Origin of the sequence: Kitasatospora sp. NPDC001527, from assembly GCF_040298605.1 — a bacterium.
Lineage (GTDB): Bacteria > Actinomycetota > Actinomycetes > Streptomycetales > Streptomycetaceae > Kitasatospora.
Genome location: NZ_JBEPAM010000034.1, coordinates 13,494 through 38,981 on the forward strand (window position 1 = coordinate 13,494; position 25,488 = coordinate 38,981).

Here is a 25,488-nt window from a genome sequence, read left to right on the forward strand (position 1 = left end):
GGTGGTGGAACGGCACGCTAACCCAGGAAAAGCGGCCCGTCACCTCCCCTAGGCACCCCCCTATCCCTCCCTTGTCCTGGTGCACCGACGCCCGCTTCCGGGAATTCCCGGCGGGCTCGCTGCTATAACCGGAATATGAGCGAACTGCTATTGCTGAACGGTCCCAATCTCGGGATTCTCGGCCGCCGCGAGCCGGAGGTCTACGGCACCGAAACGCTGGCCGACATCGAGGCGGCCGTGGCGGCCGAGGTGGCCGGCCGGGGCTGGAAGGTCGTCTCCGTCCAGCGCGAGTCCGAGGGGCAGCTGATCGAGGCGGTGCAGGACGCCTGGGACGGCAGCGTCGGGGCGATCGTCAACCCCGGTGCGCTGATGATCGCCGGCTGGGGCCTGCGCGACGCGCTGGCCGCCTATCCGCGGCCGTTCGTCGAGGTGCACCTGTCGAACGTCTGGGCGCGGGAGTCCTTCCGGCACGAGTCGGTGCTGGCGCCGCTCGCCTCGGGTGTCATCGTCGGCCTCGGCGCGCTGGGCTACCGGCTCGCCGCCCAGGCGCTGCTGGCGAAGGTGCCGGCGTCCTGATGGGCACCGCGACGGCCGCCCGGGGCGTGCTCGGCATCGACGTCGGCGGCACCAAGGTGGCGCTGCGCGCCGAGGCGGGCCCGCCCGGCGGGCCGCAGCGCACGGCGCAGGCGGTGCTGCGCTGGCCCGCCGCGCGGGGCGCCGACGCCGACTGGGCCGCGCTGGCCGGGGCGGTCGCCCGGCTGGGCGAGCGGTGGGGCGGCACCTTCTCGGCGGTCGGGGTCGCGGTGCCCGCCACCGTCGGCCCGGACGGCCGGGTGCTGGCCTGGCCGGGGCGCCCCGGCTGGGAGGGCTTCGCGCTCGCCCCGGCCCTGCGCCGGCTGTTCCCCGCCGCCGCGGTGGCCTGGGCCGACGACGGCGACCTCGCCGCGCTCGCCGAAGCCGAGCACGCCGGGTGTGACCATCTGGTCTACCTGGGCGTCGGCACGGGCGTCGGCGGCGGCATCGTCCACCGGGGCGCGCCGCTGCCCGGGCCGGCGCGCGGCTCCTGCGAGACGGGCCACCTGGTGATCGACCGCCGGGGCCCGCGCTGCGACTGCGGGCGGCGCGGCTGCCTGCAGGCGAGCGCCTCCGGTCCGGCGACGCTGCGGCGCGCGGCGCGGCTGCGCGGCGCGCCGGTCGACTTCGCCGGGCTGCGCACCGCGCTCGCCGAGGGCGCGCCCTGGGCCGAGGAGGCCGTCGAGGAGACCTGCTCCGCGCTGGCGGCGGCGGCCGTCTCGCTGGCGGAGCTGGTCCACCCCGAACTGACCGTGCTGGGCGGCGGGTTCGCCGACGGGCTGCCCGGCCTCGCGGCGCGGGTGGAGGCCCACGCCGCCGCACTGGCCCGCCCCGGCGGGCCGGTCCCGGCGATCCGCCCGGCCGCGCTCGGCGGGCTGTCCTCGCTGCACGGCGCCCTCGCCCTGGCGCGCCGGCCACCGCACCCCCAACCACCGGGAGACCCGAGTTGACCACGACAGCAACGTCCGTCCGCACGGACGGCGGACTGCGGCGCATCGACGTGGAGCTGGGCGCGCGGGGCTACCCCGTGCTGATCGGTCCCGGCGCCCGCCACCGGCTGGCCGGGGTACTGGCCGGCCTCGGCGCCCGCCGGGTCGCCGTGGTCAGCGCCCGGCCCCGCGCGTGGCTGCCCGAGACCGGGCTGGACACCCTGGTGGTCCCCGCGAAGGACGGCGAGGAAGGCAAGTCGCTCGCCTGGATCGCCGAACTGTGCAGCCGCTTCGCCCGGTTCGGCCTGGGCCGGGCGGACGCGGTGGTCTCCTGCGGCGGCGGCACCACGACCGACGCGGTCGGACTGGCCGCCGCGCTGTACCACCGCGGCGTCCCGGTGGTGCACCTGCCCACCTCGCTGCTGGCGCAGGTCGACGCGAGCGTGGGCGGCAAGACCGCCGTCAACCTCCCGGAGGGCAAGAACCTGGTGGGCGCCTACTGGCAGCCCGCCGCCGTGCTCTGCGACACCGACTACCTGGCCACCCTGCCGCCGCGCGAACGGACCAACGGCTACGGGGAGATCGCCCGCTGCCACTTCATCGGCGCCGGGGACCTGCGCCGGCTGCCGCTGGAGGAGCAGATCGCCGCGAGCGTCGCCCGCAAGGCCGCCGTGGTGGCCGCCGACGAGCGCGACGCCGGACTGCGGCACATCCTCAACTACGGCCACACGCTGGGCCATGCGCTGGAGCGCGCCACCGACTTCCGGCTGCGGCACGGCGAGGCGGTCGCCGTCGGCACGGTCTTCGCGGGAAGGCTGGCCGGCGCGCTCGGCCGGATCGGGCCCGAGCGGGTCGCCGAGCACCACGCGGTGGTCGCCCACTACGGGCTGCCGACCGCGCTGCCGCCGGAGGTCGCCACCGGCGCGCTGATCGCCCTGATGCGGCTGGACAAGAAGGCCGTCGACGGCCTCTCCTTCGTGCTGGACGGCCCGCGCGGCGCCGAACTCGTCCGCGACGTCCCGGAGGAACTCGTCGCCCGCACCCTGGACGCCATGCCGCGCGCCGCCGTGAGGGAGGCCTGAGATGCCGCCGGTCTCCGGCCGCACCCGGCTGTTCGCCGTCCTCGGCGACCCGGTCGCCCAGGTCAGGGCGCCCGCCCTGCTCAACCCGCTGTTCGCCGCGAGCGGGGTGGACGCCGTGCTCGTCCCCGTGCACGCCCCGGCGGAGCGGCTCGACGAGGTGGTACGCGGGCTGAAGGCCACCGGCAACCTGGACGGGCTGCTGGTGACCGTCCCGCACAAGCTGGCGATGTGCGCGCACGCCGACGAACTCAGCCCGACCGCCGCCCTGTTGGGCTCCACCAACGCGCTGCGCCGGGAGCCGGACGGCCGCTGGTACGGCGACAACTTCGACGGCGCCGGGTTCGTCCGCGGCCTGACCGCCCGGGGCCACCACCCCGCCGGGCTGCGGGTCGCCCTGGCCGGCGCCGGGGGTGCCGGGCTCGCCGTCGCCGCCGCCCTGCTCGACGCGGGCGTCGCCCGGCTCACCGTCAGCGACCCCGACCGGGGCCGGCTGGACGCACTGCTGGAGCGGCTCGGCGGCGGGCGGTCCGGCCGCGTGAGCGCCGCCGCGGAACCCCCGTCCGACACCGACCTCGCCGTGAACGCCACCCCGCTCGGCCTCGACCCGGCCGACCCGCTCCCCTTCGACCCGGCCCGGCTCCCGCCGGGCGCGCTGGTCGCCGACATCGTCATGACGCCCGCCGAGACCCCGCTGCTGCGCACCGCCGCCGCCCTCGGCCTCCCCACCCACCCGGGCGCCCCCATGCTGACCGAGCAACTCCCCCTCTACCGGGATTTCTTCCGCCTGCCCACCCCGGACGGCTGAGCCGAGAAACGCACGACGACCCGGCCGCGGGAGGCGGCCGGGTCGTCGTGGCAAAGCCGGTACGGGCGGGGTGCGGTCAGAGGCCGCGCGCCAGGCGGTCGGTGAGCAGCCTGGTGAAGCGCGACGGATCGGGCAGGTCGCCGCCCTCGGCCAGCAGCGCGCCGCCGTGGACCAGTTCGGCGATCTCCGGCAGCGCCGGGTCCCCGGGGTCGGCCTCGTGCGCCGCGCGCAGCGCGGTGATCAGCGGGTGCCCGGGGTTGATCTCCAGGATCCGCTTGACCGGGGGCACCTGCTGCCCCATCGCGCGGTACATCTTCTCCAGGGTCGGCGTCATGTCCTGGGCGTCGCCGACGACGCAGGCCGCCGAGGTGGTCAGCCGCGAGGAGAGCCGGACCTGCTTCACCTGCCCGGACAGCGTCTCGGTCAGCCACGGCAGCAGGGCGGCGAACTCCTGCTCCCGGCGGGCCTTCTCGGTCCCGGCCGCCTCGTCCCCGTCGGCCGGCTCGTCGAGGTCGACCTGACCCTTGGCGATGGACTGCAGCCGGTGGCCGTCGAAGGCGGGCACCCGCTCGACCCACACCTCGTCGACCGGGTCGGTGAGGATCAGCACCTCGTACCCCTTGGCGGCGAACGCCTCCATGTGCGGGGAGTTCTCCACCGTGGCGCGGTCCTCGCCGGTCAGGTAGTAGATCGCCTCCTGGCCCTCCTTCATCCGCCCGACGTACTCGCGCAGGGTGGTGGTGCGCTCCGCGTCGTGGGTGGAGGCGGCGGACACCAGCTCCAGCAGGGCCTCGGTGCTGTCGCCGTCCTCGATCAGGCCCTCCTTGAGCACCCGGCCGAACTGGTCCCAGAGCTTGGCGTAGCGCTCGGCGTCCTTGGCCTGGACGTCCTTCAGCGCGCCGAGGACCTTCTTCACCAGGCGCCGGCGCACACCGCGGATCTGGCGGTCGTGCTGGAGGATCTCGCGGGAGATGTTCAGCGAGAGGTCGTGGGCGTCCACGACGCCCTTGACGAAGCGCAGGTAGTCGGGCATCAGCGCTTCGCAGTCGTCCATGATGAACACCCGCTTGACGTACAGCTGCACGCCGCGCTTGGCGTCCCGGGAGAACAGGTCGAACGGCGCCTGGGAGGGGATGAACAGCAGCGCCTCGTACTCGAAGGTGCCCTCGGCGCGCATGTGGACGGTCTCGGCCGGGGGCAGCCAGTCGTGGCTGATCTGCTGGTAGAACTCGGTGTACTCGGCCTCGGTCACCTCGCTGCGCGGGCGGGCCCAGAGCGCCTTCATCGAGTTGAGGGTGTCGACCTGCCGGTCGGTGGCGCCCTCGGCGTCGGTGCGCTCGCTCTCCATCCGGATCGGCCAGCGGATGAAGTCCGAGTACTGCTTGACGATCTGGCGGATCTTCCACTCCGCCAGGTAGTCGGCCAGCCCGTCCTCGCCGTCGGCCGGCTTGAGGTGCAGGGTGACCGAGGTGCCCACGGGCAGGCCGTCGACGGCCTGGATCTCGTAGGTGCCCGCGCCGTCGGACTCCCACCGGGTGCCGGCCTCGGTGCCGGCCCGGCGGGTCAGCAGGGTGACCCGGTCGGCGACCATGAACGCCGAGTAGAAGCCGACGCCGAACTGCCCGATCAGGCTCTGCGCCGCGGCGGCGTCCTCGGTCTGCTTGATCTTCTCCAGCAGACCGGCCGTGCCGGACTTGGCGATGGTGCCGATCAGCTCCACGAGGTCGTCACGGCTCATGCCGATGCCGTTGTCGCGGACGGTCAGCGTCCGGGCCTGCGGGTCGGCCTCCAGGGCGATGTGGAGGTCGGAGGTGTCGGCGTCGAGGCCGGAGTCGATCAGTGATTCCAGCCGCAGCTTGTCCAGTGCGTCGGAGGCGTTCGAGATCAGCTCGCGCAGGAAGATGTCCTTGTTCGAGTAGATCGAGTGAATCACCAACCGGAGCAACTGGCGCGTCTCGGCCTGGAATTCCAGCGTCTCGACAGTGCTACCCACTCGCGGGGCTCCTCTCTGGGGCGGTACCTGGGCAATGGACGCGGCGGACACCGGACGGCCCCGCCGCACCGGCATGATAGGCGGCCCCGGGGCCCCGGTGGGCGTTACAGCTTGACACCAGGTGTAAAAATGTCACGCGACCCTCGCACCACGGAGCCCCTATGCACCCCTTCCTCGACCATCCGGGGCCGCTCGCCTTCGCGCACCGCGGCGGCGACCTCGGCCGTCCGGAGAACTCGCTCGCCGCCTTCGAGGCCGCCGTCGCCCTCGGGTACCGGTACCTGGAGACCGACGTGCACACCACCTCCGACGGCGTGCTGGTGGCGTTCCACGACCACCGGCTCGACCGGGTCACCGACCGCGCCGGAGCGGTGGCCGAACTCCCCTGGCGCACCGTCCGGCAGGCCCGGATCGGCGGTACCGAGCCGGTCCCGCTGCTGGAGGACCTGCTCGGCGCGTTCCCCGCGGCCCGCTTCAACATCGACGTCAAGGCGGCGCCGGCCGTCGCACCCCTGGTCGAGGCGATCCGCCGCACCGGGGCCTGGGAGCGGGTCTGCGTCGGCGGCTTCTCCGACAGCCGGCTCGCCGCCGTCCGCGCCGCCGCCGGACCCCGGCTGGCCACCTCGCTGGGCCCCCGCGAGGTCGCCCGGCTGCGGCTGCGCTCGCTGGCCGGGCCGCTGCTGCGCGGCACCGGGGCGCCCTGGGCCGGCGTCTGCGCGCAGGTGCCCGAGCGGCACCGGGGCGTCCCCGTGGTCGACCGGGCCTTCGTGCGCGCCGCGCACCGCCTCGGCCTGCAGGTTCACGTCTGGACTGTGGACGACGCCACACGCATCCGCTCTCTGCTCGACCTGGGGGTCGATGGCATCATGGCCGATCGCATCGACGTCCTGCGCGACGTCCTCCGCGAGCGCGGCCGCTGGCACCCCGGCGGCACCGGCTCCAGCACGGGGATTGGAACACCATGAGCACCACGACCCACCGCCCGGAGCACCCGGCGGCCGCCACCGGCGAGGACGGCCGCGCACTGCGCCGCATACAGTTCGGCTGGTACGTCAACGACTGGGCCACCGCGGCCTTCTCCTCGACCGTCCTGACGGTCTTCCTCGGGCCGTACCTCACCTCGATCGCCAAGGAGGCCGCCGACGCGCAGGGCGACGTGCACCCGCTGGGGCTGTCGATCCGCGCCGGCTCGTTCTACCCCTACACGGTCTCCTTCTCGGTGCTGCTCTCGGTCGCGGCGATGCTGGTCGCCGGGACGGTCGCGGACCGCACCGGGCGGCACAAGGAGCTGATGGGCGGCTTCGCGTACCTCGGCGCGGCCGCCACGATGGGCATGTTCTTCCTCGACGGCGACCGCTACCTGCTCGGCGGCGGTCTGCTGGTCGTCGCCAACCTCGCCTACGCGGTGTCGGTGGCGCTCTCCTACGCCTACCTGCCGGGCCTGGCCACGCCCGACGAGCGCGACGCGGTCTCCTCCAAGGGCTGGGCGTACGGCTACGCGGGCGGCGGACTGCTGCTGATCGCCAACCTGGTGCTGTTCCAGGGGCACGACGCGTTCGGGATCTCCTCCGGCACCGCGGTGCGGATCTGCCTGGCCTCGGCGGGCCTGTGGTGGGCGCTGTTCACCATCGTGCCGATGCTGCGCCTGCCGTCCCGGGCCGGGGTGCTCCCGGGGCGCGCCGCCGGGGCCGCCGAGGACGAGCCCGCCGCCGGCAGCCTGCGGGAACTCGGCCGGACCCTGCGCGGCATGCGGCGCCACCCGCTCACCCTGCTCTACCTGGCCGCCTTCCTCTGCTACAACGACGGCATCCAGACCGTCGTCTCGCAGGCCTCGCTCTTCGGCAGCGAGGAGCTGGGCCTGGACCAGACCGCGCTGGTCACCGCCGTGCTGCTGGTGCAGGTGGTGGCGATCGGCGGCGCGCTGCTGCTCGGCCGGATCGCCCACCGCCACGGCGCCAAGCGGACCATCCTGGGCTCGCTGGCCGGCTGGGTGGTCATCCTCGCGCTGGGCTACTTCATGCCGGCTCACCAGCCGCTCTGGTTCTACGTCCTGGCGTGCATGATCGGCCTGGTGCTCGGCGGCAGCCAGGCGCTGTCGCGGTCGCTGTTCTCGCACCTGATCCCGCCCGGCAAGGAGGCGGAGTACTTCAGCTTCTACAAGATCAGCGACCGCGGCACCAGCTGGATGGGGCCGCTGGTCTTCGGCCTCGCCTACCAGGTCACCGGCAGCTACCGCTCGGCGATCGTCTCGCTGCTGGTGTTCTTCGTCATCGGCTTCGCCGTGCTCCTGAAGGTCCCGGTGCGGCGGGCGATCGAGGCCGTCGGCAACCCGGTGCCCGAGCGCCTCTGACGGTCCGCGCGCCGGGGCGACCGGTCGGCCGCCGGGCCGGCTCAGGCCCCGGCGGCGGGCTTCCAGCCGAGGAGCGGGGCGAGGACGGTGGCGATGTCGGTGAGGATCTGGACGTAGTCCTCGTGGCCGAAGGTGAACGGCAGCGCGAAGACCGCCGTGTCCACCTCCCGGAAGGCGGCGTGGGCGTACAGCCGCTCGGCGATCTCGGCGGAGCCGCCGACCAGGTCCCGCGCGTACATCACCCGCGCCGGGCCCTGCGGGGAGGTGGTGCGGGCCGTCCGGCCGCGGACGTACTCGTGGTAGCGGGCCCGCTGGTCGGCGGTGGCGCTGTCGGTGGGGATCACCACCAGCCCCTGGGAGACCCGGGCCCGCGCGCCCAGCGGGTGGTGGGCGCGGAAGGCGGCGATCTGCGAGCGCTGGATCTCGGCGAAGTCCTCCGCCTCCTCCGCCCGCACCACGTTGCTGGTGAGCAGGCCGAGCCCCTGCTCGCCGGCCCAGCGGGCCGAGCGCAGGCTGCCGGCGCCGTACCAGAAGCGGTCGGCCAGGCCGGGCGAGACCGGCTGGACCTTGTCCGAGTACACCTCGATGCCCTCGACCCCGCTGAAGTCGGTGGCCGGCCGCTCGCCGCGCAGGAAGTCCAGCAGCCGGCTCACCCGCCGGTAGCCGAAGTCCTCGGCCTCGGCGGTGTCCGGGTAGAGCGCGCCGGCCACCCGCTCCCAGTGACCGGGACGCCCGACGCTCACGCCCGGGTTGAGCCGGCCGCCGGAGAGCAGGTCGGTGGTGGCGAGGTCCTCGGCCAGCCGCAGCGGGTTCTCCCAGCCGACCGGGATCACCGCCGTGCCCAGCTCGATCCGGCTGGTGCGCTGGGTGGCCGCCGCGAGCACGGCGACCGGGGAGGAGATGCCGTACTGCAGGTGGCGGTGGCGCACCCAGGCGCTGTCGAAGCCCAGCCGCTCACCGAGTTCGATCAGCCGCAGCGTCGACTCGTGGCCCTGGGCCGGGTCGGCCGGATCGAACAGCCCGATGGTCAGGAATCCCAGTTTCCGCAGGGGCTGTTCACGGGTCGGCACGGTGTCCTCTTTCGTCGGCTCTGCCCGCCCGGCGGGTGTCCCGCCGGGCGTGCCGTCCACCGTCACACAGCGGCCGGGGCCGCTCAAGGGCCGCCGGAGGATCGCCACGGGGACGCAACACCCGTGTCACATCACCGCAGCGATACCGGCGCGCGGGCGGGTCAGCCCCGGGAGAGCAGCTCCAGGGTGTCGATGACCCGGTTGGAGAAGCCCCACTCGTTGTCGTACCAGGCGACCACCTTGACGTGCTTGCCGTCGACCCGGGTCAGGGCGGCGTCGAAGATCGAGGAGGCCGGCTCGCCGGTGATGTCGCTGGAGACCAGAGGCTCGTCGGCGTAGTCGAGGATGCCCTTCAGCGGGCCGTCGGCGGCGGCGCGGTAGGCGGCGAGCACCTCCTCGCGGGTGACCTCGCGCTCGACCGTGGTGTTCAGCTCGACGATGGAGCCGACCGGGACCGGCACCCGGATGGAGTCGCCGGAGAGCTTGCCGTCGAGGTTCGGCAGGACCAGGCCGATGGCCTTGGCGGCGCCGGTGGTGGTCGGCACGATGTTGACGCCGGCGGCGCGGGCACGGCGCGGGTCGCGGTGCGGGCCGTCCTGGAGGTTCTGCTCCTGGGTGTAGGCGTGCACGGTGGTCATGAAGCCGTGCTCGATGCCGGCGAGTTCGTCCAGCACGGAGGCGAGCGGGGCGAGCGCGTTGGTGGTGCAGGAGGCGTTGGAGACGATCACGTGCCCGGCCGGGTCGTAGGCGTCGGTGTTCACGCCGTAGGCCAGGGTGACGTCGGCGCCGTCGGACGGGGCGCTCACCAGGACCTTGCGCGCCCCGGCCTTGAGGTGGGCGCGGGCGGCCTCGGCGGAGGTGAAGCGGCCGGTGGCCTCCAGCACGATGTCCACGCCGAGTCCGGCCCACGGCAGGTCGGCGGGGTCGCGCTCGGCGAGCACCTTGATCCGGCGGCCGTCGACGACCAGCTCGTCCCCCTCGACCCGCACCGGGCGGCGGAAGCGGCCGAGCGAGCTGTCGAAGCGGAGCAGGTGGGCGAGCGAGTCGATCGAGGTGAGGTCGTTGACGGCGACCACCTCCAGCTCGCTGCCGCGCTCCACCAGGGCGCGCAGGCTGTTGCGGCCGATGCGGCCGAAGCCGTTGATGGCGATGCGGGTCATGAGGGCTCCCTCGGTCGTTCCGGTGCGCTCCGGACGTTCCGGATCTTCCGGTCGTTTGATGACGGTTCAATCATCGACCGGTCGGAGCGGACCGGACAGGGGCCGGATCGACATGGTGCGCAAGGATCCCGCCAGCATCCCCGCCAACGACCGCAAGGATCCCGCCACCCTCCGGCGGCCCTGCGGACGAGCACGACCCGGTGGCCGCCCCGGAACCGCCCGGACGGCCACCTGCCGGTTCCGCCTGGCTAGGCGGTGGCGAGCCCCTCCGCGCGGGCGGCGGCGACCAGGGGCGCCCAGGCCTCGATCAGGACCGCCCAGCGCCGGGCGTCCTCCTGCGCCTCGTCCAGGAGCTGCTCACGCCGCCCGGCCACCACGTCCGCGAGCTCGGCGTACTTGCCGCCCAGCTTGCGGTAGGAGCGGTCCAGGACGTCCAGGCAGTGCTCGTTCCCGGCCCGGTCCCAGTCGACGCTGCCGCGCACCAGGTCGAGGATCGCCTCGCCCTTCAGCCCGTGCCGCTCGTCCAGCAGCCCTCGGCCGAGGTCGATCATCCCGCCGTAGACCGGGTACAGGTACAGCATCGAGAGCAGGAGCTTGACGAACCCCAGCTGGTAGGGGACGAAGCCGGCGCCGGTGCGGCGCTCGGGCGTGTAGTAGTTGACGATGTGGCGGTTGTGGACGACGCCGGGCAGCTTGGCGTGGACCAGGGAGTGCAGCAGGGCGTAGTCGCAGCCGAGGGTGCGGACCGAGGGCAGCAGCGGCAGCACCTCGTAGCCCCGGTGGTCCAGGGCGACGTTGCACATGAAGACGTCCCAGATGTCGGGCACGCCGAGGACGGAATGGTCGGCGGTGAACGGCTCGGTGCCGGTGCCCTTGAAGGAGACGTCCACCATCGCGTCCCGGTCCTCGTCCGGCCACACCGGCGGGGTCCACAGGCGCACGATGTCGCGGTAGACCTCCGGGTCCAGCTCGCGGATCTCGCCGATGTCCACGTTGAGCTCGCCCATGAAGGAGCCGCTGACCAGCATCACCGGCTTGTCCGCGTCCGCCGGGTCGAGCTCGGAGCGGGTCACGCCGGCCACCGCCTCGCCGGCCGGCTTGCCGATCGAGAGCAGCTCGTGGTGGATCGGGAAGACCTTCTGCCCGTCGAGGACCTGGAAGTCGGCGTCGTCGTTGCGCAGGTGCGCCGAGGTGCAGCCCAGGGCGGCCGCGCCCAGGAAGATCCGGTTGACGCAGGAGCCGTACGCGACGTCCTGCGGGACCATCATGTCGAGCAGCACCTCGGGGTCGGCGGCGCCGGAGCGCTCGGTCACCCGGCGGAAGAACTCCCGCTGCCGCGCCTCGCCGAGGTGGTGGACGAAGACGCCCGGGGTGGGGGGCAGCGAGGCCACCGCCTCCGCGTTCTTCGCGAATCCGGCGGCGTCGGTGGTGTCGGTGGTGTCGAGGACGAGGAGGTGCACCTCGACCCCGAAGTTCGCGACGGCGTAGGCCGCCTCCTCGGCGAGGTCCACGATGGTGTCGGGACAGGTCCGCATGGTGGGCAGGGCGAGGCAGACTCTTTGCATGGCGCGGGCTTCTCCGTCGGATCGTCAGATTCTTTGCGGTGGCGTCCAGTTGAGAGCGCTGAGGGTTGGACTAGACCACTTCTGGCGCCAACGATAGTCAGCGCGGCCCCCGAAGGGGCGGAATGCGCCCCGCTTTTGCACGATCGGGCACACCCCGCACGGGCGCCCGGACCGCGACGGCGCCGGCCCGCGCCGCGTTCAGTCCTCCGAGCGGGCCGCGAAGGTGTGCCGGTACTCGGTGGGCGAGGTGCCGAGGACGCGGTGGAAGTGCAGCCGCAGGTTCGCCCCGGTGCCGAGCCCGACCCGGTCGGCGATCTGCTCGACCCCCAGGTCGGTGCGCTCCAGCAGCTCGCGCGCGAGGTCCACCCGGGCCCGCAGCACCCATTGCATGGGCGTGTAGCCGGTGTCCTCCACGAACCGCCGCGAGAAGGTGCGCGCCGAGACCCGGGCGTGCCGGGCGAGCCCCTCCAGGGTCAGCTGCTCGGCGAGGTGTTCCAGGGCCCACTCACGGGTGTCGGCGAAGAGGTCCCCCAGCGGCTCGGGCACGCTGCGCGGCACGTACTGGGCCTGGCCGCCGCTGCGGTAGGGCGCGGCGACCAGCCGCCGCGCCACGTGGTTGGACAGCCCGACGCCGTGATCGCGCCGCACCAGGTGCAGGCAGAGGTCGATGCCGGAGGCCGCGCCCGCCGAGGTGAGCACGGCGCCCTCGTCGACGAACAGCACGTTCTCGTCGACCCGGATGCGGGGGTGGCGCTCCGCCAGGGCCTTGGCGTAGTGCCAGTGGGTGGTCGCCCGCTTGCCGTCGAGCAGTCCGGTGGCCGCGAGCGCGAACGCGCCGGTGGAGATCGCGGCCAGCCGGGCGCCCCGCCGGTGCGCGGCCACCAGCGCCTCGACGACGGCCGCCGGGGGTTCGGTGGTGGCCGGGTCGCGGTAGCCGGGCACGAAGACGGTGTCGGCGTGCTCGACCGCCTCCAGCCCCTCGGCCACGTGGTAGGAGAGGCCGTCGCCGCCGGCCACCAGCCCGGGCGCCGGGCCGCAGACCCGCACGGTGTACGGCATGCTCGGCCGGCTGGAGAACACCTGGGCCGGGATGCCCACGTCCAGCGGCTTGGCGCCCTCCAGGACCAGCACGGCCACGTGGTGCTTCCTGCGGCCCATCGGCCTCTCCTCCGCTCCCCCGCGGTGCCGACGGGCGCCGCGGCACGCCCCGGCCGGTCCGACACCGGCCGCAAGCATCCTGCCATCGGCACCCGGGGGCACCGGCACCTACGGGCCCGCGGTGGCGGCCCGGGCGGGGCGCGGGGCGAGGCCGGTGAGCGCCTCGCTCTTCACCAGCCAGGCCACGCCGAAGGCGAGCACGGAGACCGCCTCGCCCAGGTAGGGCAGGGTCAGCGGCCAGTCCCGGGCCAGGTGGAGCAGCCCGGCCGCGGCGACCGTCGCCATCCCCGCCACGATCACCCAGCCGCAGACCAGGTAGACCCAGTCACGGGCAGGGCGCCGCCCTCCGCCGGCCGGCGAGTCCGCGAACAGCCGCAGGCAGAAGTACGCGAGCACGCCGAACAGCCCCGCGGCGAAGGCGAGGTGGACCATGCCGACGGCCGTCTGCGCGCCGCTGGGGTGCGCGGTGACGGAGTCCGGCGGCTCGGTGGGGAAGAGCGCCACCCCGATCGCCAGCACCCCGGCCACCGAGCTCAGCCGGTCCTCCCGGCGGTCGTGGCGGTAGCAGATCAGGAAGACGCCGATGGCGCACAGGCCGCCGACGAAGACGTTGCGCATGTGGGTGTAGTAGGAGGCGCTCATCGAGCTGAGCAGCGCGATCCGGGCGGAGGTGAGGCTGTTGCCGACGGGCAGCACGATCGGCAGCAGGAAGCCGAGGAGGCCGATCCCGAGGCGCAGGCGGCGCACCGTGCGCACGTCCTGGGCCTCGGGATCGGCGGGGGGTCGGGCACCGGTGGGGGTTCGGGTGGACATGACGGGGCCTCCTTCGACGAGCTGAGGCTGTCGCACCGCGGCAGGGGACGGCGGTCGCGGCAGGGTGATACCCGCGCCGCGCCGTCCGGGAACCCCTTCCGGTCTGCTGTCTTGACGCTCCGTCACCGGATCGTGACCCCGGTCGTGGGTCAGCCGACCGGCCGGATCAGCTCCTCGACGGGCTGGGCCCGGCGCAGCGGCTCGAAGTGCACCGCGCCCCCGGCGTCCACGGTGAAGCCGTGCACGGCCGGCTCGGGCAGGCTGTTGTACTGGAAGTGGGTGCTCGCGTAGTACGCGCCGGTGTCGAGCAGCGCGACCAGGTCGCCCGGCTCCAGCGGCGGCAGCGGCCGGGCCCTGGCCAGCAGGTCGCCGGCGAAGCAGCAGGGCCCGGCGACGTCCTGCGGCACCGGCTCGCCGCTCTCCTTGGCGGCGCCCGAGGGGTGGTGCGCGGTGATCCGCAGCGGCCAGGCGTCCGGCATGAACACCGTGCGGGTGGCGACCTGGGCGCCGGCGTGGGTGATGGCGATCGAGCGGCCCCCGGCGACCTTGGTGTACTCGACGTACGCGGCGGTGAAGCCGTTCTTGGCGAGCAGCGAGCGGCCGAACTCGGTGACCACCCGGTAGCGGCCGTCGAACAGCTCAGGAGCGTGCGCGCGCAGCCGTCCGACGTAGTCGGCGTAGGTGGGGGCGGTGGTGTCGTCGGCGAAGTTGACGGACAGTCCGCCGCCGAGGTCGATGCCCGTCACCTGGCGGCGGCCCAGCTCGGCGTTGACCCGCTCGGCGAAGGCGACGGCCCGGCCGACGCCCTCGGCCAGGAGGCCCAGAGGGCAGCCCTGCGAGCCGACGTGGACGTGGATCCAGCTGAGCCAGGGGCGGGCGCGGAACGCCTCCACCAGCCGCTTCGCGTTGCCCTCGTCCGCCAGCGGGATGCCGAACTTGGACGTGGGGGTGGCGGTGCTCATCGCGCCGATCGTCCCGCCGCCGATCTGCGGGTTGACCCGCACGCCCAGCCGGGAGGCGGAGGTGCCAGCCCGAAGCAGGTCGTCGACCCGGTCGAGCTCCTGCCAGCTGTCGATGTTGACGGCGACGCCGAGCTCCAGGGCCCGGACCAGCTCCCGGCGGGTCTTGGCGGGCGAGTCGAGGACGATCCGCGCGGGGTCGAAGCCGGCGGCGAGGGCCTGGGCGAGCTCGCCGGGGCTGGCCACCTCGCAGCCCATGCCGAGCTCGCGCAGCCGGGACAGCAGCGGCACCAGGCAGTTGGCCTTGGCCGCGAAGGCGTGCAGGACGTCGGCCTCGGCCGGGAAGGCGCCGCGCAGGGCGGCGACACTCGCGGCGACGCCGTCGAGGTCGACGAAGGCGGCGAGCAGGGCGTCCTCCGGGTCGAGCAGCCGGCGGCGGACGGCCTCGCGCAGGACGAGTTCCCGGCGGGCGGCGGCGTCCGGGCCGACCTCGGCGGGTCCGGCGGCCGGTCCGGCGGCGTCCGGTCCGGGGGCGGCGGGCTGGGGCAGGGTCATCGGGTCACGCTCCACGGGCTCGGCGGGCGGGCGGACGCCCGGAGCGGGGGACGGGATCGCCCCGGGTACGGCACCAGGCTGCCGGGCGGGCGAGGGCCGCGTCTTCGTCCCACGGCGCGGATTCCCGGCGACGGCCCCGCGTCACCCGACCGGACGGCGCCGCCCGCGGGCCGGCCCGCCGGGGTTGGCGTGCGGAGGTGAAGGCGGGGCCGGATCGTCGCCGCCCACGACCACGTCAGTCGCGCTCGGCGGCGTCCAGGGCGAGCAGGCGCAGCTGCAGCTGGGCGAGCAGCCGGGCGTCCGGGTCGTCCAGGTCGATGCCGCTGAGCCGCTCGGCCTTCTGCCGGCGGTAGCGGAAGGTGCTGGCGGGCACGCCCAGCGCGGCGGCGGCCCGCGCGCCGTCCCCGGCGTGCTCCAGGTAGGCGCGCAGCGTGTCCAGCAGCACCTCCTCCCCCGGCTTCGCCGCGTGCGCCGCCAGCCGCGCCACCGAGCCGTCCGGCCCGGGCGGCGGGTGCTCGCGCAGCGCGTCCAGGAAACCCAACAGGGCGACGGTGTCGGCGACTTCGCCGATCCCGGCGGCCGGGGGAAGCCGCGGGGAGCGGCCCAGCCGCAGCGCGCGCAGCGCCTGGGCGGCCGTGCGGGCGGACTCCGCCGCCCGGTCGAGGGCGGCGCGCACCTCGCCGACGCCGATCCGCACCGGCCGGCCGAACTCCTCCGACAGGTCCCGCGCGAGCGCGCCGGCCAGCCGGGAGAGCCGGTCGGCGGCGAGCCGCGGGTCGGGGTCCAGACCACCGAGCAGCACCCGGGCGCCGTCGTCGGCGGCCACCGCCACGGCGGGGTGGCCGCGCCGCGCGCAGGCGGCGAGCGCCGAGCGGGCCAGCCGCCCGCCGGCGACCGGGTCCGGCCCGGGCCCGGCGGCGACGGCGAGCGCCAGCACGGCGCACGGCTCGGCCGGCGGCAGTCCGGTGCGGGCGGCCGGCAGGTCCGCCGAGCCGCGACCGGCCATCAGGGCGCGGGCCGCCTCCCGCACCAGTGCGCGCTCCCCGCCGCGGCGGGCCCGGTCGTGCAGCAGGTGCGGGGCCGCGATCCGGGCCGCCGCCCGCAGCGCCTCGGCGACGGTCGGCGGCAGCGGGCGGCCGGTCGGCGCGACCCACAGCGAGCCGAGCACCTCCTCGCCGGCCCGCACCGCGACGGCCGCGCGTTCGGGGGCGGTGCCGTCGGCCCGGCGGTGCAGCGCGCCCGGGGTGCGGCGCAGCAGCGCGAGGAAGCCGTCCTCGCGCATCGCCGCCCGGCGTTCGGCCGGCACCCGGCGGGCCAGGATGGTGGAGCGGCGGATGTCGTCGACGTCCCGGTTGTCGGAGGAGTAGGCGAGCACCCGGGAGTCCGGGCTCTCGATGGTCACCGCGCCGCCCACCAGCGCGGCGAGCGCCTCGGCCAGCGCGTCCAGGTCGCCGAGCGGCACGTTGGCCACCTCGGCCTCCCCGGCCACCGCGAGCCCGGCCCGCAGGGTGCCGATCAGCTGCGCCCAGTCGGCCCACGGCCGGCGCAGCAGCACCGCGGTGCCGGCCTCGGCCGCGGCGGCCCGCAGCGCCTCGTTCGGCGCACCGGCGCCCTCCTCGCGGAACACCACCGCCGCCGCCCGGTCGCGTCCGGCCGCCCGGACCAGCGCCTCGGCCCGCTCCGAGCGCGGGTCGACTCCGACGGCGACCACCAGGGCGCCCGGTTCGGCGCCGGGCTCCGCCCGGTCGAACACGTCCAGCCCGGTGACCGGCACGTCCAGGCCCAGCGGGGCGGCGCCGACCTCCACGACCGCCTCGGCGAGTGCCGCGACCCCCCGCAACGTCCGCTCCACCGACCGCTCCTCCCCGCGTCCGGCGCCCAGTATGACCGCCGGCCGACGCCCCGTCACGGCCCGGTCGCGTCACGGCGCGGGGCCGTCACGGCGCGGGCGGACGGGAGCGGTCAGGAGGGCCGGCGCACGTCCAGCGCCGGGAGCAGGTGTTCCTCCTCGTAGGCGAAGTGCTCCTCCAGGCCGTCGATCACCCCGTCGACCTCCGCCCGCAGGGCGGCGACGTCGCCGCCGTCGGACGCGGGGCCGCGCTCCAGCAGCTCCTCCAGCCGGGCGAGGGCCCGCTCGACCGTCCTGTGCTCCTCGCGCAGCCGGGTGACGGCGGGCACCAGGTGCGGGAACTGCCGCTCGAAGGCGGTGAAGGCGCCGTCCTCGCGGGTGTGGTGCATCTGCAGTCCGTAGCAGAAGCCGAGGCAGCGGCGGTGCAGTTGCCGGGCGAGGTCGGCGCCCGGGCGGTCGGCGGCCCCGCCGTTCAGGGCGCTCTCGACGGCGGCCCGGACCTCGGCGATCTCGGCGCGCAACTCGTCGTGGTGGGCGATCAGCTGACGGCCGATCATCCGGTTGCGCTCCTCGTCGCCGGCGAGGTCCAGCGGGTACAGGGCGACCACCGGGATGATCCGGTCGGTCTTCCGCTGGTACTCGCGGAAGGCCGGGTCGACGGCGCACTGCCGCTCGTACAGCCGGTCGCGCTCCTCGCCCTCCAGCACGACGGCGCGGGCGGCGAACGGCTTCACCCGCCCCTCGTCGGTGCCGGTCTCCACGGTGACCTGGGGCGAGGCGACCAGGTTGAGGTACCAGTCGGGGTGTTCCGGGCCGCCGGCGTTGGAGGCGAACACCAGGTAGCGGCCGTCGTCGTACAGGTGGACCGCCGGGGTGGTGTGCGGCTTGCCCGTGCGGCGGCCGGCGGTGGTGAGCACCACCATCGGGGCGCCTTCGAACATGCCGCCCACCTTCCCGTTGTTCTCCCGGAATTCCTTGATGATCCGTTCGTTCCAGCTCATGAGGGCGCTCCCATCGTTTGCTTTGAAAGCAAAGGTAAATGGAAGCGGCCCGCCGACGCAACGGTTCGCGCCCGGCGGGCCGGGCACGACCGGGACTCCAGCGGAGATGGAGGCGGCCTCCAGCGGAGGGCCGGAGGGTGGGCGCATGACAGCTGAGCCGTATCGGGAGAGTGTGCTCTGGTCGGTGGTGCTGCCGGTGCGGCCCTTCGGGGTGGCGAAGCAGCGGCTGGCCCGGCACAGTGGGCGTCACCACGCGGAGCTGGCCCACGCGTTCTACCTGGACACGCTGCGGGCGGTGCGGGCCACGCCCGGTGTCGGGCCGGTGCTGGTGGTGACCGACGATCCGCTGGCCGCCCGGCAGGCGCAGACGCTCGGGGCGGCGGTGGTGCCGGAGGGGCGGCGGGCCGGGCCGAACGCGGCCGCCCTCGCGGGGGCCGCGGCGCTCGCCCCGGACCGTCCGGTGGCCGTGCTCGCCTCCGACCTGCCCACCCTGCGGCCCCAGGAGCTGGCGGAGGCACTGACGCAGGCGCGGCGCCACCGGCGGGCCCGGGTCGCCGACCACACCGGCACCGGCGCCGCCGCGGTGACGGCCCTGCGCGCCGCCGACCTGGCCCCTTCCTTCGACCGGGCGGCCGGCGCCGGGGAGCCGCTGCTGGCCGCCGGTCCCGGTCTGCGGCTGGACGTCGACACCCCGGGCGACCTGCTCCGGGCCCGCGCCCGGGGGCTGGGCCTGTTCTCCGCCGCCGTCCTCGACGCCTGGGTCCGCCCACCGGAACCCCGCGCACGCCACCGTACGGCCGTGCCGGTCTGAGAAGGGCCGCGCGCGAGCGCGGCGGGGCGCGGCCGGGTCAGGCGGCGCGCCGGTCCTCGGCGTCGAAGCGGGCGAGGGCGAGGGCGGCCGGGGCGAGGGCCCGCCGGAGGGCGCGCCCGGTCTCGGGCGGCAGGCCGCCGAGGGCCTCGGCGAGTTCCCCGGTGAGGTCGGCGGCGATCTCCTCGGCGACGGCGGCCGCCGGGGTGCGGGGCCCGAGCTTGCTGACGGCGGCGGCCGCGCGGGCGGGGGTGAGCAGCGCGGTGGCCCGCACCAGGAGCCAGGCGGGGACGCCGGCCGCGCCGTCCGGCGGCGGCAGGTAGGGGCGGGCGCCGCCGAAGCGCTCGTCCTCGGCGAAGGCGGGCTGCTTGACCTTCAGCAGGGGCCGCGCCCCGGCCTCCGGCGGCCAGGCCCCGGCCGGCTTGAGGACGTAGCCCTCGGCCGGGTTGCCGTCCAGCGCGGGCAGGCCCAGCAGGGCCGGGACCCGGCTGGGGAACACGGCGGGCAGTTCCTGGAGCGCGGTCAGCCCGCCCCGGCCGAGGGCGGGGACGCACGGCAGCCCGGCGGCGGCCGCGGCCCCGCGCAGCGCGTCGTCGGCGAGCCAGCACGGGCCGCCGGCGGTCTCCACGGTGGCGTCGAAGGGCAGCCAGTGCAGGCCGGGCGCGTACCAGACGCCGGTCTGCACCGGCCGCACCCCGTCGACGGCGGGCACCCCGGGGTGCGGGTAGCCGCCGCCGGCGAGTTCGCCGTAGACGGTCACCACCGCGCCGGGGTCCGCGCCCGCGCCCGCCCGCGCCGCCGCCGCGAAGCGGGCCGCCGCGACCGCGAGCGCGGGCCAGATCCGGCTGACCCCGAAGAAGTCGTCGAGCGCCTCGTCGGCGAGGAGTTCGCGCCGCTTGGCGGGCCGCACGCCGCCGCGGTCGCAGACGACGGCGAAGTGCGCCCCGTGCACCTTCTCCACCGCGGCCCAGACGCGGGCGCCGGAGGCCGCGACGCCGCCGCGGGCCGGGATCTTGGGGTAGGGGCGCAGGTCCTGCGCGGTGCCGTCGGCGGTCATGCCACGGATCATCACCGGCCCGCCGCCGCCCGCGCAACGGGATTCCGGGCCGCCGGGCCGCCGGGGCCGCCGGGCCGTCAGCCGTTGCGGTGGGCGTCGATCCAGGGGCGCAGCGCGCCGATCCGGGTGTAGACGCCGGCGGTGGCGGGCCGCCCGCAGCCCGCGCCCCAGGAGATGACGCCGACCAGGACGCCGCCCTGGACGAGCGGGCCGCCGCTGTCGCCCTGGCAGGCGTCCTTGCCGCCGGCGTCCTCCCCCGCGCAGATCATCCGGTCGGTGACGACGGAGGGCCCGTACGCCCGGCGGCACGCGTCGCGCCCGATCAGGGGGACGGTGACGATCCGGGCGGCGGCGGACAGCGGGCCGCCCTCGGCGGTGGCGCCCCAGCCGGAGGCCTGGGCCCGGCCGGAGGAGGGGTCGCTGCCGGTGGCGGCGAGCGGGAGTGCGGCGATGCCGGTGGCGTCGAGCGGGGCGGCCAGGCGCACCAGGGCGAGGTCGTAGTCGAGCGTCGCGGAGCTGTAGGAGGGGTGCGCGACGACGGCGGCGGCCTTGACCCGCGCGCCGCCGGAGGCGTGCTGGAGGCTGCCGGCCCGCACGGTGAGCACGCCGGCGTCCGTGCCCGCGACGCAGTGGGCGGCGGTGACGATCGTCGTGGCGTCGAGGACGGTGCCGCCGCAGACGTGCGCGCCGCGGGCCAGCGAGACGAGATAGGGGGTCTGTCCGGCGCTCGCCGGCGTGCCGCCGACGATGGCGTTCGCCGGGGCCGCGGCGGTCAGCGCCGCCGCCCCGGCCAGCAGGGTGGTCACGAGGAGGACGAGGGTGTGCCTGAGCCGGGTTCGCATGGTCGGTGCTCCGTCCCTGTCGAGGTGGGCCTCCGTTCGCAGGCAAAGGGTAGTGACGGTGCGTCGGGCGATGAAGGGAGAATAGGGACAGTCGGATTATCGGACAGCCCTGGCGAGGTCCAGGAAGAGCGCCGCCGACCAGCCGAAGCCGGAGGTGGCGCGGGGCGCGCGGGCGCCGGTCAGGGGGTTCCAGTACTCGTAGAGGCCACCCCCGTCGCGGACCATGGCGAGCGTGCGCTCGCGCAGCTCGGCGGCGGTCTCCGGGAAGCCGGAACGATGAAGCCCCTCGGTCAGCAGGTAGTTGACGTTGAGCCAGACCGGTCCGCGCCACATCGCCTCGGGGTCGAAGGCGGGGTCGTCGAAGGCCACGGTCGGCACCGGCCGCTCGCCCCAGTAGGAGGGTGAGCGCAGGGTCCGCTCCAGGACGGCGGCGATCCCGGCGGGCAGCCGGCCGGTGAACAGGGGCATCAGGTCCAGCGCGGTGCGCACGGGCACCGGCGCGCCGGCCGCCAGGGTGGTGAAGCGGGTGCCGTCCCAGCGCCGGTCGACCAGCAGCCGGGCGTGCGCGGCGGCGCGCTCGCGCCAGCCGGCGGCCTCGGCGGGGCGGCCGAGGGCGGCCGCGATGTCGGCCAGCCGGTCGGCCTCCAGGACGAGGTAGGAGTTGAGGTCGGGCGGCTCGGCCCGCGGTCCGTAGTCCCAGACCGGGCTGTCGTCGAGCCCGGAGGAGTACGGGTGCAGGTACTCGGGCAGGCCGTCGCCGTCCGGGTCGGAGGCGGTGAACCACCACGCGTGCGCGCGCACCAGCCGCGGGTAGACGGCCTCCAGGAAGGCCGGGTCCGGGTCGCTGCGGTGGACCTTCCAGACGGCCCAGGCGGCGAGGGGCGGTTTGGTGACCGGGACCGGCGCGCGCTCGGGGCGCGCGCCGTTGGCGCTGCCGACGTGCTCGGCGAGCCGGGCGTGGTCGGCGCGCGGCAGGTCGGTGGTGTCGGCGAGCACGCCGTGCTCGTGCACCACGTCGGGCAGCCGGCCGTCGGGCAGCTGGTGGTCCAGGAAGAGCAGGATCTGGTCGCGGGCGAGCGCCGGGTCGCCGTGCCGCAGCGCGACGGCGTGGAACAGCGCGTCCCAGTTCCAGACCCCGACGTAGCCGTACTTGGACGGCACGAGGCCCTCGCGGCCCGCGATCGGCAGCAGGTTGACCGCCAGCGTCCACCAGGCCATCCGGGCCCGCTCGGCGAGGTCGGGGCGGACGGCCGGCATCCGGGCGAACCAGTCGGCCCAGCGGGCCTCGGCGGCGGCCCGCACGGCGGGGGCGGACCACCGCCCGGGCGGGCCGGCCAGCACGTGGCAGCCGTCCGGCGCGAGGGTGCGCCCGGTGCCGTCCGGCAGCCGCCAGGAGACCCGAGCGCCGTGCCCGGCGATCACCAGGGTGGCCGGGTCGGCGAACAGCAGCGAGACGCCGCCGGCGAAGGCCACCTCGACGGGCGTGGCCGAGACGACGGGCAGCGGACGCCCGTCGGCGTCGTGCACCAGGAGTCCGGTGAGTTCGGTGGTCTCGGCGAGCGGGGTCTCGTACTCGGCCCGGGCGACCCGCAGGCCGTCCGCCGGGCCGGGGCCGGCGGTGACCAGCAGACGCGCGCCGCGTTCGGTGAACGGCCGCTCCACGAGGTCGAGTTCGACGCCGAACGAAGGGGACGGGGACATCAGCGCCCTCCCAGGCCCGAGGAGGCCATGCTGTTGAGGATCTTGCGCTGCCCGACCAGGAAGGCGATCAGCATCGGCACCACGGTCATCGCGGACAGTGCCGCGGTGAGCCCGTAGTCGATGCCGCCGCGCTGGGAGTTGAAGGAGTCGAGCAGCAGCGGGACGGTGAAGAGCTCCGAGGAGTTGAGGAACACCAGCGGGAAGAAGTAGCTGTTCCAGCTGGCCAGGAAGACGATGATGCCGAGCGTCCACAGGCCGGGCCGGATGTTGGGCAGCACGATCCGCCAGAAGATCGTCCAGCGGCCGGCGCCGTCGATCCGGGCCGCCTCCTCCAGCTCCACCGGGACGGCCCGGATGAACTGGCGCAGCAGGAACACGGCGAAGGGGTTGGCGATGGCCGGCAGGATCAGCGCCAGGTGGGAGTCGATCAGCTGGAGCTTGGCCAGCATGATGTACAGCGGCACGATGGTGACCTGGGCCGGGACCATCTGGGTGGCCAGGAAGAGACCGAACAGCGGCCCGGAGCCGCGGAACGGGATCCGGGCGAAGGCGTAGGCGGCCATGGCGCCGGTGAGCAGGGTGGCGGCGACGGTGACCGCCGCGATGTACATGCTGTTCCAGTAGGCCCGCCCGATCGGCACCTCGTTCAGCACGTCCGGGTAGTTGCGCGCGCGCCAGGGCGAGGGCAGCCAGGACAGCGGCTCGTTGATCATCTGGCTGACGCCCTTGAAGGAGGTCAGCACCATCCAGACGAACGGGAACAGCATCAGCAGGCCACCGAGGACGAGCCCGGTGTGCAGCAGGAGCTGCCGGGGGGCGGTGGTGTGGCGGACGGTCATGGCGGCGCCTCAGGACTCGTAGTGGACGAGGCGCTTCTGCGCCTGGAACTGGACCGCCGTGACGATCAGGGTGAGCAGCAGCAGGAGCAGCGCGGCGGCACTGGACAGGCCGAAGTGGAACTCCCGGAAGCCCTGCTGGTAGACCTTGTAGACGATGGTCTGGGCGCCCTCGTTGTGGTCCGGGTTGACCAGCACGTAGACCAGGTCGAAGGCCTGGAAGGAGCTGATCACCGACACCACCACGGTGAAGAAGACGGTGGGCGACAGCAGCGGCAGGGTGACCGAGCGCAGGGTCTGCCAGGGCCCGGCGCCGTCGATCCGGGCGGCCTCCAGCAGGTTGACCGGGACGGTGGCCAGGCCCGCCAGGAAGATGACCACGTTGAGTCCGAGCGAGGACCAGACGGTCACCACCGCCACGGCGACCACCACCCAGTCCGGGTCGGCCAGCCAGTCGGGCAGGGTGATGCCGAACAGGTCGTGGACGGTGCCGTTGAGGATGCCGTCGGCGCCGCCGCCGAGGATCATCTGCCAGATCACCGAGACCGCGACCGAGCTGGTCACCACGGGCAGGAAGTAGACCACCCGGTAGGCGGTGCGCCCGCGCACGCCGTGCAGGGCGAGCGCGATCAGCAGCGCCAGCGCGAGGCCGCCGGGCACGGTGATCAGGCCGATCTTGAGGGTGTTCCACACCGCCCGGCCGAACTCCGGGTCGGTCAGCTGGGTGCGGAAGTTCTCCAGGCCGACCCAGGTCGCGTCGCCGAGGCCGTCCCAGCGCATGAAGGAGAGGACGACGGCGAAGCCGAGCGGCCCGACCAGGAAGACCAGCAGCCCGAGCAGCTGGGGGGCGAGGAAGACCAGGGCCCACCGGCGGTCACGGCGGCGCCAGAGCGGCTCGCGGCCGCGCGCGGCGGGGGCGGCCGGGGCCGGCCCGGCGGCGGAGCGCTTGCGCCGCCGGGCCGCCGTCTCGGTGACGGCGCTCACCCCTGCTTGCCCTTCATGCCGTCGACCAGGGTCTGCAGCTGGGCCATGCCCTCGTCGAAGCCGGTCTTGCCCTCCCAGATCTTCATCAGCTGGTCGTTGATCGCCTTGGTCAGGCCGGGGACGGCGACCTCGTCCGGGAAGTTGGCGAAGCCCCGGTCGCGCACGTCCAGGAAGGTCCTGGCGTGCGGCGGGTAGTTGGCGTCGGTCACCAGGTTCTCGGCGCCCCGCACGGACGGCACGCCGCTGCCGCCCTTGAGCCGCAGCTGCTGGCCCTCCTTGCTGACGAACTCGGTCAGGAAGGTGAAGGCCTCCTTCTGGTGCTTGCTGTCCTTGTTGATGGCCAGGTAGGAGGCGGCGACGGCGCCCGGGATCGGCTGCCCGGACTCGGACGGGAACGGCACGATGTCGTAGTTCGCGCGGTCGCCGCCCTTGTCGATGCCCTCGATCACCCAGCGGCCGCCGGCGTAGAAGCCGGCCTTGTGCTTGACGAACTGGGTGGCCGCGCCGTTGCCCTCGGGCAGCAGGTCGGCGGAGGCGAAGGTCTTGTCCCGGTAGCCGTCGGCGAGGGTCTTGAGCGCCTGGCGGGTCTTCGGGTCGGTGGTCGCGACGAACTTCCCGCCGTCCCAGACCTTGCCGCCGAAGCCGTTGACCACGCTGTAGTTGGCGCCGTACCAGTTCCAGAAGATCGAGCCGATCAGGCCGGCGGCCTTGAGCTTGGCGTTCATCTCCAGGTACTTGGCCATGGTCCACTGGCCGGCCTCGTTGAGCGCGGCCGGGTCCTCGGTGATGCCGGCGGCGGCCAGGGCCTTCTTGTCGAACCAGAGCACCTCGGGGTTGGTGTCGTTGGGGACGCCGTAGGTGACGCCGTCCTTCTTGGCACCGCCGTAGATGCCCTCGAAGAAGTCGGCGGGCCTGCTGCGGCTGTCCGGCCCGGCGAGCCTGTCGTCGAGCGGGGAGAGCACGCCGTCGGCGACGAGCTTGCCGATGTAGTCGTCGCCGACGTAGAAGACGTCGGGGGCGGTCTTCGAAGTGAGCTGGGTGAGCAGCTTGGGCTGGTAGTCGTCGTAGGAGGCGACCTGCTCCAGCTTGAGGGTGATCTCGGGGTGGTTCTTGGCGAACTCGTCGGTGAAGGCCTTGAAGACCGCCGTGTCCTCGGCCGAGCCCCAGGTCGACCAGCGCAGGGTGACCTTGCCGCCGTCGGCCTTGTCACCGCCGCCGGCGCCGCCCGCGCCGTTGGTGCCGCTGCACGCGGAGACGGTGGTGGCCAGTGCCAGCGCGGCGGCGACCAGGGCTGTTCTTCTCCTGAAAGCGGACATCGGATGCCTCCTGGGCTTTCGTGAGGGGATGAGGTGGGTGGTACGGGTGGGGTGGGACGTGCGGGGGTGGGGTCAGACGTGC

At 74.8% G+C, this 25,488-nt stretch carries 22 protein-coding genes; 7 read left to right on the forward strand and 15 right to left on the reverse strand.

What is annotated here, in order from left to right; translation table 11 throughout:
* Positions 1-135 precede the first annotated feature (135 nt).
* From ABT238_RS26125 to ABT238_RS26140, 4 genes are read left to right on the forward strand one after another with little or no spacing between them, the layout of a single operon-like run.
* Positions 136-576, forward strand: coding sequence for a type II 3-dehydroquinate dehydratase (locus ABT238_RS26125; RefSeq protein ID WP_350570552.1), 441 nt, complete (start codon positions 136-138; stop codon positions 574-576).
* Positions 576-1,523 carry an ROK family protein gene (locus ABT238_RS26130; RefSeq protein WP_350793971.1) on the forward strand — a complete coding sequence of 316 codons (948 nt, stop codon included), beginning with the start codon at positions 576-578 and terminating at the stop codon, positions 1,521-1,523. Before ABT238_RS26125 ends, ABT238_RS26130 begins: the two co-directional genes overlap by 1 nt.
* Entirely contained in the window at positions 1,520-2,584 is a 1,065-nt protein-coding gene (locus ABT238_RS26135; RefSeq protein WP_350570549.1) for a 3-dehydroquinate synthase family protein, read from the forward strand. Before ABT238_RS26130 ends, ABT238_RS26135 begins: the two co-directional genes overlap by 4 nt.
* A 1-nt stretch (position 2,585) precedes the next feature.
* Positions 2,586-3,389 (forward strand): shikimate dehydrogenase family protein, encoded by an 804-nt coding sequence (locus tag ABT238_RS26140; RefSeq protein ID WP_350570548.1) that lies wholly within the window; start codon positions 2,586-2,588, stop codon positions 3,387-3,389.
* Positions 3,390-3,465: 76 nt separating this feature from the next.
* Here ABT238_RS26140 and htpG read toward each other — a convergent pair whose 3' ends face one another.
* A complete protein-coding gene (gene htpG, locus ABT238_RS26145) occupies positions 3,466-5,382 on the reverse strand; it encodes a molecular chaperone HtpG (protein WP_350793972.1) in 1,917 nt (638 codons plus the stop codon).
* A 161-nt stretch (positions 5,383-5,543) separates the two neighbouring features.
* Between htpG and ABT238_RS26150 the strand changes: the two genes are divergently transcribed.
* Positions 5,544-6,347: a glycerophosphodiester phosphodiesterase family protein gene (locus ABT238_RS26150; protein WP_350570546.1), complete on the forward strand. Its 804-nt coding sequence runs from the start codon at positions 5,544-5,546 to the stop codon at positions 6,345-6,347.
* A complete protein-coding gene (locus tag ABT238_RS26155; RefSeq protein WP_350570544.1) occupies positions 6,344-7,732 on the forward strand; it encodes an MFS transporter in 1,389 nt (462 codons plus the stop codon). The genes ABT238_RS26150 and ABT238_RS26155 overlap by 4 nt, the downstream gene beginning before the upstream one ends.
* Before the next feature lie 41 nt (positions 7,733-7,773).
* Here the strand turns inward: ABT238_RS26155 and ABT238_RS26160 are convergent, their stop codons facing one another.
* From ABT238_RS26160 to ABT238_RS26195, 8 genes are all read right to left on the reverse strand, one after another.
* On the reverse strand, positions 7,774-8,802 hold the full coding sequence (locus tag ABT238_RS26160; RefSeq protein WP_350570543.1) for an LLM class flavin-dependent oxidoreductase: 1,029 nt from the start codon (positions 8,800-8,802) through the stop codon (positions 7,774-7,776).
* 161 nt (positions 8,803-8,963) lie between these two features.
* The gene (gap, locus tag ABT238_RS26165; RefSeq protein WP_350793973.1) at positions 8,964-9,962 is read right to left on the reverse strand and encodes a type I glyceraldehyde-3-phosphate dehydrogenase; all 999 of its coding nucleotides are present in this window, start codon (positions 9,960-9,962) and stop codon (positions 8,964-8,966) included.
* A gap of 248 nt (positions 9,963-10,210) precedes the next feature.
* Complete coding sequence (locus ABT238_RS26170) at positions 10,211-11,527, reverse strand: DUF6271 family protein (protein WP_350570540.1); 1,317 nt, start codon at positions 11,525-11,527, stop codon at positions 10,211-10,213.
* Positions 11,528-11,725: 198 nt separating this feature from the next.
* Positions 11,726-12,685, reverse strand: a complete 960-nt coding sequence (locus tag ABT238_RS26175; RefSeq protein ID WP_350570538.1) for a GlxA family transcriptional regulator — start codon at positions 12,683-12,685, stop codon at positions 11,726-11,728.
* Between the two features lie 108 nt (positions 12,686-12,793).
* A complete protein-coding gene (locus ABT238_RS26180) occupies positions 12,794-13,498 on the reverse strand; it encodes a DUF998 domain-containing protein (RefSeq protein WP_350570537.1) in 705 nt (234 codons plus the stop codon).
* A gap of 149 nt (positions 13,499-13,647) precedes the next feature.
* A complete protein-coding gene (locus ABT238_RS26185; protein WP_350793974.1) occupies positions 13,648-15,012 on the reverse strand; it encodes a type III PLP-dependent enzyme domain-containing protein in 1,365 nt (454 codons plus the stop codon).
* A gap of 235 nt (positions 15,013-15,247) precedes the next feature.
* Entirely contained in the window at positions 15,248-16,864 is a 1,617-nt protein-coding gene (locus ABT238_RS26190; RefSeq protein ID WP_350793975.1) for a helix-turn-helix domain-containing protein, read from the reverse strand.
* A gap of 110 nt (positions 16,865-16,974) precedes the next feature.
* A complete protein-coding gene (locus tag ABT238_RS26195) occupies positions 16,975-17,862 on the reverse strand; it encodes a nitroreductase/quinone reductase family protein (protein ID WP_350570532.1) in 888 nt (295 codons plus the stop codon).
* A 145-nt stretch (positions 17,863-18,007) separates the two neighbouring features.
* Here ABT238_RS26195 and ABT238_RS26200 point away from each other — a divergent pair, with 145 nt between their 5' ends.
* Entirely contained in the window at positions 18,008-18,673 is a 666-nt protein-coding gene (locus ABT238_RS26200) for an NTP transferase domain-containing protein (protein ID WP_350570531.1), read from the forward strand.
* 37 nt (positions 18,674-18,710) lie between these two features.
* On the opposite strand, the gene ABT238_RS26205 is transcribed toward ABT238_RS26200, so the two are convergent.
* From ABT238_RS26205 to ABT238_RS26230, 6 genes are all read right to left on the reverse strand, one after another.
* Positions 18,711-19,727 carry an RNA ligase family protein gene (locus ABT238_RS26205; protein WP_350570530.1) on the reverse strand — a complete coding sequence of 339 codons (1,017 nt, stop codon included), beginning with the start codon at positions 19,725-19,727 and terminating at the stop codon, positions 18,711-18,713.
* Between the two features lie 77 nt (positions 19,728-19,804).
* Complete coding sequence (locus ABT238_RS26210) at positions 19,805-20,569, reverse strand: serine protease (protein ID WP_350570529.1); 765 nt, start codon at positions 20,567-20,569, stop codon at positions 19,805-19,807.
* A 96-nt stretch (positions 20,570-20,665) separates the two neighbouring features.
* Positions 20,666-22,270 carry an amylo-alpha-1,6-glucosidase gene (locus ABT238_RS26215; protein WP_350570527.1) on the reverse strand — a complete coding sequence of 535 codons (1,605 nt, stop codon included), beginning with the start codon at positions 22,268-22,270 and terminating at the stop codon, positions 20,666-20,668.
* A complete protein-coding gene (locus ABT238_RS26220) occupies positions 22,270-23,109 on the reverse strand; it encodes a carbohydrate ABC transporter permease (RefSeq protein ID WP_350570526.1) in 840 nt (279 codons plus the stop codon). The genes ABT238_RS26215 and ABT238_RS26220 overlap by 1 nt, the downstream gene beginning before the upstream one ends.
* A 9-nt stretch (positions 23,110-23,118) precedes the next feature.
* Positions 23,119-24,090, reverse strand: coding sequence for a carbohydrate ABC transporter permease (locus tag ABT238_RS26225; protein ID WP_350570524.1), 972 nt, complete (start codon positions 24,088-24,090; stop codon positions 23,119-23,121).
* The gene (locus tag ABT238_RS26230) at positions 24,087-25,406 is read right to left on the reverse strand and encodes an ABC transporter substrate-binding protein (RefSeq protein WP_350793976.1); all 1,320 of its coding nucleotides are present in this window, start codon (positions 25,404-25,406) and stop codon (positions 24,087-24,089) included. The genes ABT238_RS26225 and ABT238_RS26230 overlap by 4 nt, the downstream gene beginning before the upstream one ends.
* Between the last annotated feature and the right edge of the window lie 82 nt (positions 25,407-25,488).